This window comes from Streptomyces sp. NPDC030809 (assembly GCF_055572195.1).
In genome coordinates, this window is record NZ_JBVIDV010000025.1 from 41,213 (window position 1) to 56,805 (window position 15,593).

12 protein-coding genes and 1 tRNA gene are annotated in these 15,593 nt (G+C 72.9%); 6 read left to right on the forward strand and 7 right to left on the reverse strand.

Going from position 1 to position 15,593, the window contains the following annotated elements:
- Positions 1–195 precede the first annotated feature (195 nt).
- The gene (locus tag ACZ407_RS28450) at positions 196–900 is read right to left on the reverse strand and encodes a DsbA family protein (RefSeq protein ID WP_468133158.1); all 705 of its coding nucleotides are present in this window, start codon (positions 898–900) and stop codon (positions 196–198) included.
- 327 nt (positions 901–1,227) lie between these two features.
- Here ACZ407_RS28450 and ACZ407_RS28455 point away from each other — a divergent pair, with 327 nt between their 5' ends.
- A complete protein-coding gene (locus ACZ407_RS28455; protein ID WP_468133160.1) occupies positions 1,228–2,652 on the forward strand; it encodes an NAD(P)/FAD-dependent oxidoreductase in 1,425 nt (474 codons plus the stop codon).
- A 104-nt stretch (positions 2,653–2,756) separates the two neighbouring features.
- Here ACZ407_RS28455 and ACZ407_RS28460 read toward each other — a convergent pair whose 3' ends face one another.
- The 5 genes from ACZ407_RS28460 to ACZ407_RS28480 all read right to left on the reverse strand — a co-directional run bounded on the left by ACZ407_RS28460 (position 2,757) and on the right by ACZ407_RS28480 (position 11,177).
- Positions 2,757–4,496: an FG-GAP repeat domain-containing protein gene (locus ACZ407_RS28460; protein ID WP_468133162.1), complete on the reverse strand. Its 1,740-nt coding sequence runs from the start codon at positions 4,494–4,496 to the stop codon at positions 2,757–2,759.
- A gap of 270 nt (positions 4,497–4,766) precedes the next feature.
- Complete coding sequence (locus tag ACZ407_RS28465) at positions 4,767–6,509, reverse strand: FG-GAP repeat domain-containing protein (RefSeq protein ID WP_468133163.1); 1,743 nt, start codon at positions 6,507–6,509, stop codon at positions 4,767–4,769.
- Between the two features lie 163 nt (positions 6,510–6,672).
- The gene (locus ACZ407_RS28470; RefSeq protein ID WP_468133165.1) at positions 6,673–8,415 is read right to left on the reverse strand and encodes an FG-GAP repeat domain-containing protein; all 1,743 of its coding nucleotides are present in this window, start codon (positions 8,413–8,415) and stop codon (positions 6,673–6,675) included.
- Positions 8,416–8,615: 200 nt separating this feature from the next.
- A complete protein-coding gene (locus ACZ407_RS28475) occupies positions 8,616–10,286 on the reverse strand; it encodes an FG-GAP repeat domain-containing protein (RefSeq protein WP_468133277.1) in 1,671 nt (556 codons plus the stop codon).
- 126 nt (positions 10,287–10,412) lie between these two features.
- Positions 10,413–11,177 (reverse strand): GntR family transcriptional regulator, encoded by a 765-nt coding sequence (locus tag ACZ407_RS28480; RefSeq protein WP_468133167.1) that lies wholly within the window; start codon positions 11,175–11,177, stop codon positions 10,413–10,415.
- Positions 11,178–11,313: 136 nt separating this feature from the next.
- Between ACZ407_RS28480 and ACZ407_RS28485 the strand changes: the two genes are divergently transcribed.
- Entirely contained in the window at positions 11,314–11,508 is a 195-nt protein-coding gene (locus ACZ407_RS28485; RefSeq protein ID WP_468133169.1) for a hypothetical protein, read from the forward strand.
- Between the two features lie 149 nt (positions 11,509–11,657).
- A complete protein-coding gene (locus tag ACZ407_RS28490; protein WP_468133171.1) occupies positions 11,658–11,864 on the forward strand; it encodes a hypothetical protein in 207 nt (68 codons plus the stop codon).
- Between the two features lie 90 nt (positions 11,865–11,954).
- Here the strand turns inward: ACZ407_RS28490 and ACZ407_RS28495 are convergent.
- Positions 11,955–12,030 (reverse strand) — tRNA-Thr (locus tag ACZ407_RS28495).
- A 166-nt stretch (positions 12,031–12,196) separates the two neighbouring features.
- Between ACZ407_RS28495 and ACZ407_RS28500 the strand changes: the two genes are divergently transcribed.
- From ACZ407_RS28500 to ACZ407_RS28510, 3 genes are all read left to right on the forward strand, one after another.
- Entirely contained in the window at positions 12,197–13,561 is a 1,365-nt protein-coding gene (locus ACZ407_RS28500) for an RNA-guided endonuclease InsQ/TnpB family protein (protein ID WP_468133173.1), read from the forward strand.
- Positions 13,562–13,877: 316 nt separating this feature from the next.
- Positions 13,878–14,966 carry an ABC transporter ATP-binding protein gene (locus ACZ407_RS28505; protein WP_468133175.1) on the forward strand — a complete coding sequence of 363 codons (1,089 nt, stop codon included), beginning with the start codon at positions 13,878–13,880 and terminating at the stop codon, positions 14,964–14,966.
- Positions 14,967–15,153: 187 nt separating this feature from the next.
- Positions 15,154–15,567, forward strand: coding sequence for a hypothetical protein (locus ACZ407_RS28510; RefSeq protein ID WP_468133177.1), 414 nt, complete (start codon positions 15,154–15,156; stop codon positions 15,565–15,567).
- Positions 15,568–15,593 lie beyond the last annotated feature (26 nt).

Consider the following 15,593-nt stretch of genomic DNA (forward strand, 5'->3'; position numbering starts at 1 on the left):
TCTTCTTCGTGTCTCCTTTGCCATCACCCCCCTCTCCCCCTCTTCCTCCCCCTCCCCCCCCCCCCCCCCCCCCCCCCCCCCCCCCCCCCCCCCGGCGAGGCTGGAATGTGCCCCCGCAGGGCCGGGATCGGACCCGCAGGGTCGCGACAGGACCCGCCGGGTCGAGATCGGGTCCCGGGTTGGGGTGGAGCAATGTCAACCGATGCCCGTGGACTTCAGCGTGTGGGCGAAAGCCTTCGCGTCGAACATCGAGCGGTCCTCCGACCCGACCGGCTTCCCGTCCACCAGGACGGCCGGCGTGCCGGGCACGCCCGTCGCCTCGAAGGCCTTCTCGGCCCGCACCACCCAGTCCGCGTACTTGTCCTCCTTCACCGCCGCGTCGAACGCGGCACCCCGCAGCCCCGGCACCTTCGCCGCGATGGCGAGGAGGTGCGCCTCCGTGAAGGCGCCCTTCGGCTGGCTGGCGAAGACGGCCGCGTTGTACTCCGCGAACTTGCCCTGTTCGGCCGCCGCCCGCAGCGCGTTCACGGCCTTCGCGGAGCCGCTGCCGCCCTGGTCGAGGAAGGAGGCGAGGACGTATTCGAGTTTGACCTGCCCGGTGAGGGCCGCCTTGAGGAGCGTTTCGCCGCCCTCCTTTTCGAAGAGCGCGCAGTAGCCGCAGTGCGGGTCCACCAGGACGCGGGCCGTCCGCGGGGCCGCCGGGTCGCCGACGACCACGTTCGTCCCCTCCACCGCGGAGGGCAGCTTGGCGAGCCGGTCCGCCATCGGACTGGTCCGCACCGGCGCGGCGGCGGACGACCCCGCAGCATCGCCCTCACCACCCCCGCCCCCACCCCCGCAGGCCACCGCAGCCGCACCGAGCACCACGGCCGCGGCCACCGCGACGCCCGTCCGCCGCATCCGCCCCGCCCGGCCGGCCCGCCCCACTCGCCCCGGCCACCCTGCCGCCCCCGGCGACACCGCCGACACCGCCGACCCCGCCGCCCCCGCCGACCCCGCGCGGCCCACCGTACGTACGACCTTCGTGACCATCCGCGCAGAACCCTCCATTAGGCATACATATGCCTAATGGACCCTAAACGGCCACACCGCCCAGCCGCCCCGGCCCTTCGGCCTTCGATTCGAGGCCGAAGGGCCCCACGCACCCCCACACCCGGCGCCGAACACGGAACCGAACGCGGCGCCGAACCCTGGACACCCGTACGGACCGCGGTGTACCACTCCCCCATGACGCGCACGACGATCACGACCGCCCAGACATCCGGCACGGTCAACGGCGGCATCTCCTTCTGGTACGCCCAGGACGGCACCCCGCCCCCGCGCGAGCCGCTGCCCGGAGACGCCACCGCCGACGTCTGCATCGTCGGCGGCGGCTACACCGGCCTGTGGACCGCGTACTACCTCAAGCAGGCCGCCCCCTTCCTGCGCGTCACCGTCCTGGAGCAGAAGTTCTGCGGTTACGGCGCCTCCGGCCGCAACGGCGGCTGGCTCTACAACGGCATCGCCGGCCGCGACCGCTACGCCGAGCTGCACGGCCACGAGGCCGCCGTCCGCCTCCAGCGGGCCATGAACGCCACCGTCACCGAGGTCGTCGACACCGCCGCCAAGGAGGGCATCGACGCCGACATCCACCAGGGCGGGGTCCTCGAAGTCGCCCACACCCCCGCCCAGCTCGCCCGCCTCAAGGCCTTCCACGCCGCCGAGACCGCCTTCGGCGAGCACGACCGGCTGCTCCTCGGCGCCCGCGAGACCGCCGAACGGATCCGCATCTCCGGCGCGGTCGGCGCCGGCTGGACCCCGCACGGCGCCCGCATCCACCCCGTGAAGCTCGCCAAGGGACTGGCCGCCGCCTGCGAGGCCCTGGGGGTGCGCATCCACGAGTCCACCCCCGTCACGGAGATCGCCCGGGGCCGCGCGGTCACCCCGTACGGGACCGTCCGCGCCCCCTACGTGCTCCGCTGCACCGAGGGGTTCACCGCGGGCATCAAGGGCCACAAGCGGGCCTGGCTGCCCATGAACTCCTCGATGATCGTCACCGAGCCCGTGCCGGCGGAGGTCTGGGCCGAACTGGGCTGGGAGGGCCGCGAAACCCTCGGCGACATGGCCCACGCCTACATGTACGCACAGCGCACCGCCGACGACCGCATCGCCATCGGCGGCCGCGGGGTCCCGTACCGCTTCGGCTCCCGGACCGACAACGACGGCACCACCCAGCCCGCCACCGTCGAGGCCCTGCGCGAGATCCTCGTCCGCTTCTTCCCGCAGCTCGCCGGCACCCGCATCGCGCACGCCTGGTCCGGAGTGCTCGGCGTGCCCCGCGACTGGTGCGCCACCGTCACCCTCGACCGCAGCACCGGCCTCGGCTGGGCGGGCGGCTACGTCGGCAGCGGGGTGGCCACCGCCAACCTCGCCGCCCGCACCCTGCGCGACCTGGTCCAGCAGGACTCCGGCCAGGGCGGCGCCACCGAACTGACCAGCCTGCCCTGGGTGAACCACAAGGTCCGCAGCTGGGAGCCGGAGCCCTTCCGCTGGCTCGGCGTCCACGCCCTGTACGCGGCCTACCGCGAGGCGGACCGCCGGGAGGCCGCCTCCCACAGCGCGGCCACCACCCCGCTCGCCCGGATCGCGGACCGGATCTCCGGCCGCCACTGACGGCCCCGCAGCGGCCGGGGCTGCCCGTACGGGGTCCCCTTACAGCTCCCCGTACGGGCTCCCCGTACGCCCTTCCCCCTCAGAGGAGCGCGGGTCGCAACCCCTCAGAGAAGCGTGTCGTACCCCTGCACCGCGCCCCCGTTGTCGCCGGGCGCCAGGGCCGGCACCCGCGGTGCGAACGGCCGCGCCGCCACGCCCGTGCCCGCGTACAGCCACACCGCCCCCGACGCGTCCTGCGCCAGCAGGTCCGGCCGGCCGTCGTCCGTCAGGTCGCCCGGACCCGACAGCGCACGGTACGCACCCCAGCCCGCACCGATCCGGGTACGGGCACGGAACGGGTCGGTCAGGTCCCCGGTGCCCGCCCGCAGCCACAGCACCCCGGCCCGGTCCCGGGCCACCAGGTCCGCGTTCCCGTCGCCCGTCACGTCGGACGCGCCGACGATCCGGTCGTACCGCTCCCAGCCTCCGTCGAGCGTGGTCAGGTGGGCGGGCCGCCACTGCGGACCGGGCCGCCCCGTGACCGCGTACAGGTTCCCCTCCGGATCGCGGGTCAGCAGGTCCGGGACCCCGTCCCCCGTCACGTCGGAGGCGCCGACCAGTTCGTCGTACGCGTTCCAGCCCGCCGAGATCCGGGTCCGCGGAGCCAGCCCCTCGTAGCGGCCCATCGGGTGGAACCACAGCACGCCCGACCGGTCCCGGCCCAGCACCCCGGCGCCCGCGTTCCGCCCGGTGACCGGGGACAGCTTCACCATCCGGTCGTACTGCCCGAAGCCCTTGCCGACCGGCTCCATGACCTTCGTTTCGAGCGGCACGTCCGCCCTGCCCGTCCCCGCGTGCGCCCACAGACGGCCGTCCCTGCCGCGCGCCAGCAGGCTGTGCCGCTCGCGCACCGGGCGGGGGCTGTCCACCGCGAACCGGGCCGCGGACCGCGGGTTTCCGGGATCCTCGTTCCACACCCGGTAGGTGGCGGCCGCCCGGATCTTCCAGGCCGCCGTGTCCGCCTGCGCCTTCAGCCGGTACGACACGGTCACCTTGTCCGGCTTCCGCACGGTGCAGACGATGCTCGGCTCCCACCTGCTCACGAAGGGGCTCGCGGAGCACTTCGCCGGACCCGTCACCGACAGCGAGTCGACCGCGATGCCCGGCTCCGCGCCGTCCCAGGGCCGCTGCCCCCCGGTCGGCGCGAACGAGATCTCCAGGTCCGCCGCGTCAGCCGCGTTGATCTTCAGGGACTGCCGGACCGAGCCGCCCGCCTTCAGGCCGGGCGCGTGCAGGTCCACGACGTTCCGCGCCACGTGCTCCGCGGTCTTCACCGTCACGGTCCGGGCCGCGTGCCGGCGGTCCTCCGGCCGGGCCGCCGCCGTCTGCGCCTGCCGGACACCCCGGTCCACGCTCCCGCCCTTCGGCACCAGCACCACGCCGAAGTGCACCCGCGCCCCGTCCGCGGCCCCCACCGCCGTACGCACCCGCGGGGCCCGCGCGTCCCAGTTGCGGTAGTCGCACAGGAAGACCCCCGGCACCCCCGGCTTCTCGGTGCAGCCGCGGCCCGCCTCGGCCGTCATGCCGGCCGGCAGCCTCCCCGACCAGGCCCCGCCCGTCAGCGGCTTCGCACTCAGGGCGTAGACGAACGTGCCCTCCGGGTCCTGCGGGCCGTCACCGGTCAGCATTCGCGGCGCCAGGGCCGCCGGGCTGCCGCCCGGCCGGACCGTCCAGTCAGGCAGGTCGTGGAACCCGATCCCCGCCCCGGCCGGGCCGGCGGCCGCCACCTGCCCGGCCCCGGTCAGCGCCCCGGCGGCGATCAGCACCGCCGAGCTCCCGAAAACAACCGTCCTGCGCATGCGCATGCCTCTGTCCCCCTGGCGGAAAACTGCGGCACGATGCTGCCGCGACAGCGCCCGGCACTCCCCCCGCGGCGCCTGCGGACCGTAGCAACGCGGGCCCCGCCGGAAGCCGACGGAGCCCGCATCTGCCTCAACTTCCCCAGAGGAACGGCCGGTTCACACCCCCTGCGGGGTACGGCACCTCCGAGTGCCGACCCCCTGCGGGGTGCGGCACCTCTCGATGCCCCCTCCTCGCCGCCCTGCGCGACGCCGCTGCCGGAAGGAAGCGGCCGACTAGAGCAGCGTGTCGAACTTCGCGATCGTCGACTGGTCCCACCAGCGGTCGATCCGCGACTGCGCGCCGAACGGGGCCGACGGATCGCCCGTCCCCTCGTGCAGCCACAGCACCCCCGCCCCGTCCTGAGTGACCAGGTCCGGCCGCCCGTCGTCCGTCAGATCACCCGCACCCGACAGCGACCGCAGCCCGGCCCCCTCCAGGTCCGTCACCACCCGCGGCGCGAACGGCTTCGCCGCCACGCCCGTACCCGCGTACAGCCACAGCGCACCGGCCGCGTCCCGCGCCAGCAGGTCCGCCTTCCCGTCGGCCGTCACATCGCCCAGCCCGGTCAGCTCGTCGAAGGCCTTCCAGCCCGCGCCGATCCGCACCCGCGGGGCGAACGGGGCCGCGGCCCTGCCCGTGCCCGCGTACAGCCACAGCACCCCGCCCTTGTCCCGGGCCACCAGGTCCGCCCGGCCGTCACCGGTCACGTCGGACACACCGGCGATCTCGTCGTAGACCTCCCAGCCCTTGCCCACCTTGGTGCGCGAGCCCAGCGGACCCGCCCCCTTCGAGGGCGCGGACGGCGCGTAGTGCCACAGCACCCCCGCCTTGTCCCGGGCCACGACCGCACCGCCCGTGCCCCGGCCGGTCAGCGGCGCCAGCTTCGTCACCAGCCCGTAGCCGCCCCACTCCGAGCCCGCCTGCTCCACGTACGCGGCGAACGGGTCCGAGGCCTTGCCGGTGCCCGTCAGCACCCGCAGCCAGCCGTCCTGGCCCCGGCCGAACAGCCGGTGCCGGTCCCGCACCGGATACGGGCTCGACACCCGGAACGCCGCCGACTTCACCGGGTTGTCCTCGCTGATCGACGAGGAGTAGACCTGGTAGACGGCCTTCGCATCGAGCTTCCACGCCTTCAGGTCGGCGCCCGCCCGCAGCGTGTAGCCGATCGTCACGTCCCCCGGCGCCAGGACGTCGCACACGACCTCCAGACCCGAGGAACCCGCCGGCTCGCACTTCACCGACGGCGGCGCCGTGACCTCCTCCACCGACAGCGACCGCTCGCCGTACTCCCACTGCCGCTGCCCCGCCGACGAGGCGAACGTCAGCCGCAGCCGGGCCGCGTCCACCGCGTGCACCGACACCGACTGCGCCACCGAACCGCCCGCCTGCACCCCCGGCACCGACAGCGCGAGCGTGTTCTCCGCGACCCGCGCCGGGGACTTCACCGTCACCGTGCCCGCCGCGTGCGTCCCGTCCTCCGGCCGCGCCCCGGCGCTCTGCGCCTCCGCGATCCCCGCCGCGACGCTCCCGCCCGGCGGCACGTACACCACCCCGTAGTACGCCCGCGTGTTGTGCGCGGCGTCCGGCTTCCCCCGCAGCACCGGCCCCGGGTAGTGCGACAGGCCCTTCGCCGGGCACACGTACACCCCGGCCACCCCGGCCCGCGGCTTGCAGCTGTCGTACGAGGGCACCGACACCTCGATGCCCGCCGGCGCCCCGCCCGCCCACGTACCGCCGGTCAGCGGCTTGCGCGAGACGGCGTACACGAACGTGCCCGCGGGCCGCCCGTTCTCCCCCTCGCCCAGCTGCGGCGACAGGAACTGGGCCTCACCCGGCTTGACCACCCCGTCGACCACTTGCGAGAAGCCGAACGGCGTGCCCGCCGCGGCCGCAGAGCCCGACACCGCCCCCGTCACCGCCCCCGACGCCAGCAGCGCCACCGCGCCCCCGAGCGCCATCGAACCACGTATCCGCATCACAAAATCCCCCGTGAACCCATGAGCAACGAAGTACGCGTGCAACGTACACGCGAGGGGCCCCGGCCGTACCGCCGGGACCCCTCGTCCTCAACCGGCGGACCCCAGCCCGCCGTTGCCGCCGACCCGCTCCGGGCCGGCCGCGTCCTGCCGCGTCCTGCCGCTACAGCAGCGAGCCGTACGTGTTCCAGCCGCCGCCGATCCTGACCCGCGGCGCGAACGGGGCGTCCGCCTGCCCCGTCCCCTTCAGCAGCCACAGCACGCCCGCCGCGTCCCGCGCCACCAGGTCCGCCTTGAAGTCGGAATCCAGGTCGCCGACCACGCTGAAGGCCGTGTAGCCCTTCCAGTCCGCCGCCGCACCCAGCTGCACCCGCGGGGCGAACGGCTTCGCCGCCACGCCCGTGCCCGCGTACAGCCACTGCGCGCCGTCCTTGTCGCGCGCCAGCAGGTCCGCCTTGCCGTCGCCCGTCAGGTCCGCGCCGCCCGACAGCGAGTCGAACACCTTCCAGCCCGCGCCGATCTTCACGCGCGGGGCGAACGGCTTCGCCGCCACGCCCGTGCCCGCGTACAGCCACTGCGTGCCGTTCGCGTCCCGCGCCAGCAGGTCCGCCCTGCCGTCACCGGTCACGTCCCCGGCACCCGTCAGCGCGTCGTACACGTTCCAGCCCGCGCCGACCTTCAGCGGCTCCCACAGGCCGCCCTGCCCGGTCAGCGGGAAGTACCACAGCACGCCCGCCGCATCCCGGACCACCACCGGACCGCCCGCCATCTGCACCTTCACCGGGGAGAGCTTCGCCGCGAGGGTGTACTTCTTCCACTCCTCGCCGTAGTTCTCACCCCGCTCGAAGACCCGCGAGGCCTGGCCCGTACCCGCGTACGCCCACAGGCCGCCCTTCTTGTCCCGGGCCAGCAGCAGGTGCCGCTCCTTCACCGGGTACGGGCTCTGCACGCCGAACTGCGCCTGCGCCTGCGGCCCTTCGCCCCAGCCCGAGGTGTACACCTCGTACCCGGCATACGCGTCCAGCTGCCACGCCGGAGAGGTCGCCGCCGCCTTCAGCGTGAACTTCACCGTCACGTCCGCGCCCCCGCGCGCCGCCACGTCACACGTCAGGCCCTCCCACGCCAGCTCGCCCGGCGCGAAGGTGCAGTTCGACGCACCCGCACCCGGCTGCACCGACGCGACCTCGACGTTCAACTCGCCCTTGTCCCACTGCCGCTGGCCCGCCGCGGCACCGAAGCCGACCCGCAGCTTGCCGGCGTCGAAGGCCTTCACGGTCACCGACTGGGTCACCGAGCCACCCGCCGGCAGCGCCGGGACCTTCAGCGACAGCTTGTTCTTCTTCACGTGCTCGGAGGTCAGCACCGTCACCGAGTGCGCCTCCACCCGGCCCCGCACCGGCGCGCTCTGCGCCAGCTGCGCCTTCTTCACCGCGGCCTTCAGATCCGAGCCGCGCGGCGCGTACGCCACACCGAAGTGCAGCTTCGTGTTGTCCTTCACCGAGTCCTTGGCGAACACCGCCGGACCCACGAACCCCGTGTCCTCACCCGTCTTGCACAGGAACACGCCCTTGACGGTGGGCGAAGCCGTACACGCGTCGTCGGTCCGCGCCGACATCCCCACCGGCAGGCCCCCGTTGGCCCAGGACGCATCGGTCAGCGGCGCCTTGGACATCGCGAACACCAGCGTGCCGTTCGGCATCCCGTCCACCGTGTCCGGCCGCAGCAGCGCCATCGAGCCCTCGCCCGGCGCCACCACGTGCTCCTTGAACGTGAACGCGTAGTCATCGCTCACGGCGGCGAACGCGGGCACCGAACCGGCGGCCACCAGCGCCGCCGCACCCCCGAACACGCCGAGACGCGCCGCGCCCCGCCCCAACTTTCCTCGCATCTCGTGCATTTCGCGCATCTCGCGCTCCACTACGTGAAGGCGGCATAGTGCTGCCGCGGCAACGTCATGTTCCCCGCATGACGTGCGCGGACCGTATAACACGGGCGTTTGTTACAGAGTAACGGCCCCCGCCCACAAGGGACGGAGGCCGCTTTTCACTCGCATCCGGCTGCCGGAACAGCAGGTTGCACGCCGCCGGAACAGCAGCGTGCACGCCGCTAGAACAGCAGGTTGTACGTCTGCCAGCCCGGACCGACCTTCACCCGCGACGCGTACGGCTTCGCCGCGGCACCCGTGCCCTGGTACCACCACAGCACGCCCGACTTGTCCCGCGCCACCAGGTCCGCCTTGCCGTCCGAGTTCAGGTCCCCGGGCGCCACGATCGAGTCGTAGATCCCCCAGCCGGTGCCGATCTGCGCCCGCGCACCGAACGGCTTCGCCGCCGCACCCGTACCCGGGTACAGCCACAGCCCGCCCGCCGCGTCCCGCGCGACCAGGTCCGCCTTGCCGTCACCCGTCACGTCCGTACCGCCGGCCAGCGCGTTGTACGCGTTCCAGCCCGCGCCGACCTTCAGCTTCGTACCGAACGGCGCCGTGGCGACACCCGTACCCGGGTACAGCCACATCGTGCCCGCGGTGTCCCGCGCCAGCAGGTCCGCCTTCTTGTCCCCGGTCAGGTCCGAGGCACCCGTCAGCGAGTTGAACGCGTTCCACCCGGCGCCGACACGCAGCCGGTCCTTGTAGATCCCGCCGTGCCCGGCCATCCGGTAGAACCACAGCACGCCGTCCTTGGACCGCGCCACCGCGCCCGGACCGGTGCTCTGCACCGTCACCGGACCCAGCCGGGTCAGCGCCGAGTACTGGTTCCAGTTCAGGCTGGCGCCGACCAGCTCCACCATGGCGAACGGCCTCGACCCCTTGCCGGTGCCCCGGTAGTCGTACAGCTCGCCGTCCGCCTTGCGGCCCACCAGCCGGAAGCGCTCGGTCACGGCGGGGCCCCCGGTGACCGCGAAGTCCGACACCGACTCCGGGTTGCCCGTGCCGAAGTCGTACACCTCGTACGTCGCCGTGTTGCGCAGCTTCCACGCCGGCGAGGCCGCGTCCGCCTTCAGCTTGTACGTGATCGTGTAGTCGCCCGGCTTCTTGACCGTGCAGCGGATCTCGCCGACCTCGCCGAGCGAGTGGTCGCACTCGGTCGCGTCGATGCCGGCGCTCGACTCCACGCCGTCGGCCTCGACCTTGAGCTCGCCCTCGTCCCAGCTGCGGAAGCCCGGGGCCTGGGTCACGTACATCGACAGCCGGCCCTTGTCGACCGCGTGCAGCTTCACCGTGTGCGACACCGTGCCGCCGGCCGGCAGCGCGGGCGTCGTCAGCGCCATCGTGTTCTTCGCGACGTGCGCCTTCGTCTTCGCCACGACCGTCGCGTGCGCCCGGCGGCCGGTGACCGGCTTCGAGCCCGCCGTCTGCGCCTCCTTGACACCCGCCTCGATGCTCGCGCCGCGCGGCACGTACACGAGGCTGTAGTACGCGGTCGACATGTCGGCGGTGGTCGAGGCCGCGGAGATCTCCGGAGCCGGGTTGTTCCACCCCTGCAGGTCGCACAGGTAGACCCCGGCCACCCCGGCCTTGGCCTTGCACCCGTCCGTCGGGTCGATCTTCATCCCGGCCGGCACACCGCCGTACCAGGTCCCCCCGGTCAGCGCCTTCTTGGAAATCGCGTAGACGTACGTCCCGTCCGGCTCCCCGGTGTGCTCCCCACCGGTCGAACCCGGCGACAGCCACACCCGCCCCTCGCCCGGCATCACGGTCTTGTCCGTGACGGGATCGAAGTAGAACGTCGGATCCCCCGCCGCCACGGCCGTCCCGGCCGCCACCCCGGTCGCCAGCATCACAGCCGCAACCCCGGCCCCAACAAGCTTCCGCAAAGCTTCCCCCATGTCTCTCAACAGTCGGCGGACGCTAACACGCACCCGCTCCGAACCGGCCGGTAGGGGTCCCCTCACCGCCCCACGCCCCTACGCGTCGAACTCGTACTCCAGCACGTACGACCCGGCGTCGAGCGTCATCTCGTTCACCTCGACCACCCGCCCGCCCTCCGCGAAGGCCGTGCGCACGACCACCACGACCGGGGTCCCGGCCCCCAGCCGCAGCCGCTCGGCCTCCTCCGCCGACGGCATCCGCGACCGGCTCTCCTCCCGGAACCGCACCGGCCCGAACCCCAGCTCCGCCAGCCGCGCGTACGTCCCGCCCGGCCCGGTGTCCGCCTCGGTGACCGGCGTCCCCGCCACGAGCTCGTCCGGCAGCCAGGACACCGCCGTCATCACGGGCTTCCCGTCCAGCACGAACCGCCGGCTCCGCACCCACACCGCAGCCCCGACCGGCACGCCCAGCACGGACGCGACCGGCTCCCCGGCCGACGCCTCCCGCACCTCGACCTGATCGACGACGAGCTCCCGCTCCCCCGCCTCATCGGCCCACACCGACCGCCCGGCACCCCACTGCTCATGCGCAAGCCGCTGAATCCCCCGCCGCCGCGTGGGGCTGTGCCACAACCCGCGGACGAACACCCCGGCACCCTTGCGCGCCTCGGCAAGTCCCTCGTGCTGCAAGACGCCCAGAGCCTGCCGGGCCGTCATCCGCGCCACGCCATGAGCAGCCATCAGGTCGTTCTCGCCCGGCAACCGGTCCCCGGGGCCGTACCGACCCGACTGAATACCGGCCCTCAACTCATCGGCGATCCGCACGTACTTCGCCTGCCGCCCACTGCCCGTGCTGTCCACCGGACCACCTTAGGACCGGCGCGCCTGCCCCACCCAAAAGGTTGGAGATGTATAGAGAACACGTGACCAGAGCCGAGGCGCGTCGCTTCACTGGAGAGGTACCTAGAGAAGTGGCACGGCCCTAGGAGGCCCACCCATGCCCGGCGACCCCACCACCTTGTCCCCCGCGCCCCACCTGCACCTCCCGGCCCCCGACCCGGCCCCCACTCCCGGCTGCGGCGTCTGCGCAGCACTCGCGCACGAACGGGCGGCCGCCCGCCGCGACGGCGACCACTCCCGCGCCACCGACTGCAACGTCGAACTCCGCCGCCACCCCCGCCGGCACCCCTGAGCCCCCGGCAACTGTTCGGCCCCGCCTTCCCCGCCGCCTGCCGCACCCTCCGCGAGGCGCACCCCGGACTCCCCGCCGAGCTCGCCGAGCGGGCCGTCGCCGAAGCGGTCAAGTTCACGGCCGCCCGCGCCCTCAACCCCGGCACCGCGATGGCAGCCCCGCCCCTGGTCATCGACGCCTGGCGCGCGCTCCGCCGCCACCCGGCCGCGTACGAGACCCTCTGCTCCCGCTTCGGCCCGTACGTCCACGCCGCCCCCACCCCGGACCACCCCCGCCGCCGCGCCCGCACCCGCGCCCTGATCCACGCGACGGGATTCCGCCCGGATCCGGGCTTGTGGCGACGGCCCGCGGGGTGACCCCGGGCATGCGAAAGGGCCCCGGGTGAATCACCCGGGGCCCTCCGCTTTCGTTCGAATCCACTCGGCCGGCAAGCTGCTGACCTGGGATGGAGCCCCCTGTCGGAATCGAACCGACGACCTACGACTTACAAGATCGTTGCTCTACCAATTGAGCTAAGGAGGCGTGACAAGCAGCGCGGTATCACCGCGCACGCGAGCCGCCCTCACTGTACACAGCGGCCCGCTCGCCCCGCGAAGAAGTTCGCCAGCCGCCCGTGACCCGTTCGCCATCCAGTTCGTTCTACGCACTGGAGTGCAGTTCCGGCTCCGAACGGCCAGGGGAGGGGCCAGTGACCGATACGACGGAATCCACGCGCCTCAAGCGGGACCTGCTCGGCATCCCCGAGCAGCGCAAGCACCGGGGGCGTAAGGCGCCGTTCAAGGGGCGGGCGAAGGAGCCGGGCACCTGGCAGCGGACGTACCGGTACCGCTTCTACCCGACCGAGGAGCAGGCCGAGCAGCTGGCCAGGACGTTCGGGGCGTGCCGGTGGGTCTACAACGAGGCGCTGGCGCTGCGGACGAAGGCGTGGCGGGAGCACCGGCTGAGGGTCGGGTTCGCGGAGACCTCCCGGGCGCTGACCGGCTGGCGCCGGGCGGAGGAGACGCGCTGGCTGGGTGAGATCTCCTCGACGGTGCTCCAGCAGCCGTTGCGGCACCTGGAGGCGGCGTTCGGCCGCTTCTTCAAGGGCGGAGCGAAGTACCCCCAGCCGAAGCGGAGGCACCGCTCTCGCGACTCGGCGACGTACGTCCGTACCGGCTTCCGGTGGGCGGAGGATCCGACTCGGCCGGGTACGGGTGATCTGAGCCTCGCCAAGCAGTCGGGGCCGCTGGACGTGCGGTGGTCGCGGCCGCTGCCGCCGGGGTGCGAGCCGGTGAAGCTGATCGTGTCGCGCGACCGGGCGGGCCGGTTCTTCGTCTCCGTGCTCGTGGAGGAGCGGATCGAGCCACTGCCCCCGGCGCTCGTTCCGGGCACGCAGGCGCCTCGCGCCGTCGGCATCGACCTCGGTCTCGCCGCCCTCGTCACACTGGACGACGGCGTCACGGTGGATCACCCGCGGCTGATGAAGACGTACACGGCGAAGCTGGCGCGGCTCCAGAAGGAGCTGCACCGCAGGGAGAGGGGCTCACGGAACCGGAACCGGACGCGGCAGAAGATCGCCCGCCTGTACGCCCTGATGGCGGACGCGCGCAGGGACCTGATCGACCAGCTCACCACCCGCCTCGTGCGCGAGAACCAAGTGCTCGTGGTGGAGGACCTGTCGGTCGCGTCCCTGGTCCGCTCCGCTTCCGGCCCCGGCCGACGGCGGAAGGCGAGACTGAACCGGTCGATCCAGGATGCCGCCTGGGGCGAACTGCTGGTCAAGCTCCGCTACAAGTGCGAGTGGTACGGGCGAACCCTGGTGGTCGTGGACCGGTTCTTCCCGTCCACGCGGCGGTGCTCGGCCTGTCACACCAAGGGGGAGCGGCTGGACGTCTCGGTCCGGTCATGGACCTGCGGCGCCTGCGGGGCGCAGCACGACCGGGACGGGAACGCGGCGGTGAACCTGCGGGACGAGGGGTTGCGGATGTACTGGCAGGTGGCGATGGCGCTGCCTCCGGGGCGGCCGGCCCCCGCTGTGATGCGCGTCTCGGAGTTGCCCGAGGTGGCGGCGTAGGCCGCGCCCCGATGTACGGGCCGACGGGCTGTCGGTCTTCTTGCCTGTGGAGTCCGGGTAAGACCGCGTCGATGCGGCCGTGAGGCCGTACGAGGCGGCACCGGACGGTGAAGCAGGAAACGCCGCTCGCGAGGGCGGCAGGAGGTCAGAAGTGAGCTGCTCTGCCTCACCCACGCCAAAAGGGCGGCGCTCTGCCTGCTGACAGAACCGGGATCTGCAGGTAGCGTGCGCGGGAAGTCCATCTTGATGGACTAGACCATCCTTCCTTCCACTCGGATCGTCCGGCACGTTCCTGCCGGTGAAGGGACGCATCACCATGGCTTCTGTCACTTTCGACAAGGCGACCCGGCTGTACCCGGGGGCCGACAAGCCCGCCGTCGACGCGCTTGAGCTCAGCATCGAGCACGGGGAGTTCCTCGTCCTCGTGGGTCCGTCGGGCTGCGGCAAGTCCACCTCGCTGCGCATGCTCGCGGGTCTGGAGGACGTGAACGGCGGCGCCATCCGCATCGGCGACCGCGACGTCACCAACCTGCCGCCCAAGGACCGGGACATCGCGATGGTGTTCCAGAACTACGCGCTGTACCCGCACATGTCCGTCGCCGACAACATGGGCTTCGCGCTCAAGATCGCCGGTGTGGACAAGGCCACCATCCGGCAGAAGGTGGAGGAGGCGGCCAAGATCCTCGACCTGACCCAGTACCTGGACCGCAAGCCGAAGGCCCTCTCCGGCGGCCAGCGCCAGCGCGTGGCCATGGGCCGCGCCATCGTGCGGCAGCCGCAGGTCTTCCTCATGGACGAGCCGCTGTCCAACCTGGACGCCAAGCTCCGCGTCTCCACGCGTACGCAGATCGCGAGCCTGCAGCGCCGCCTCGGCATCACCACCGTCTACGTGACCCACGACCAGGTCGAGGCCATGACGATGGGCGACCGGGTGGCCGTGCTCAAGGACGGTCTGCTCCAGCAGGTCGACACCCCGCGCAACATGTACGACCGCCCGGCGAACCTGTTCGTCGCCGGCTTCATCGGCTCCCCCGCCATGAACCTGGTCGAGGTCCCGATCGCCGACGGCGGCGTGAAGTTCGGCGACAGCGTGGTGCCGGTGTCCCGCGAGGCGCTGTCCTCCGCCGCCGACAAGGGCGACCGCACGGTCACCGTGGGCGTGCGCCCCGAGCACTTCGACCTCGTCGCGGAGGGCGGCCTGGCCGTCACCGTCAACGTGGTGGAGGAGCTCGGCGCCGACGGATACGTGTACGGCACCGCCGAGGTCGGCGGCACCGCGCAGGACCTCGTGGTGCGCGTGAACGGCCGCCAGGTGCCGGAGAAGGGCGCCACGCTGCACGTGGTCCCGCGCCCGGGTGAGATCCACGTGTTCTCGACCTCCACCGGCGAGCGCCTCGCCGACTGACCCGAGGCCCCGCGGCAACCGCACTGGCCCCCGCCCTTCCGGCGGGGGCCAGTGTGACAAATACCCCGGCACAACGGGCATTTCGAGCGGTGTACGTCAACACCCCATTCGAAAAACCACGTCGAACCATCCCTCGACAGGGTGACTAAATGTCGCCAAATCTTCACCGAGCGCTACTCTCGCCCTCGTGACCCACACTGCCCGCCGTATCGGCCGATCCCTCGCCCTGGTCCTGCCCGTCGTCCTGGTCCTCTCCGGGACCCTCGCGGTCACCATGGTCCCCTGGGCGGACAACTCCTCCTCCCAGGTCCTGACCGCCGCCGCGGAGAACGTCTCCGTGCCCGCCAAGGTCCGCGCCCCGCACGAGGTGCTGCGCGACAAGCTGCTCGGCGAGCTGCAGGCGAAGCAGGACCCGGGCGTGGTCCTGACCCACCTCCAGCAGCAGGTGGACAAGCGCCCCTCGCTGGCTTCCTACTGCGGCGAGATCGCCAAGGCACTGGGTGTGCAGGCGGCCAAGCTGTACGGGCCGACGAAGGCGCAGACGTACGCGCGTCCGGCCTGCGACACCTCCTTCGCCGCGGGCGTGGCCTCCTTCAGCTGACGCCCGCCGCGGGCCCGTCCAGCAGC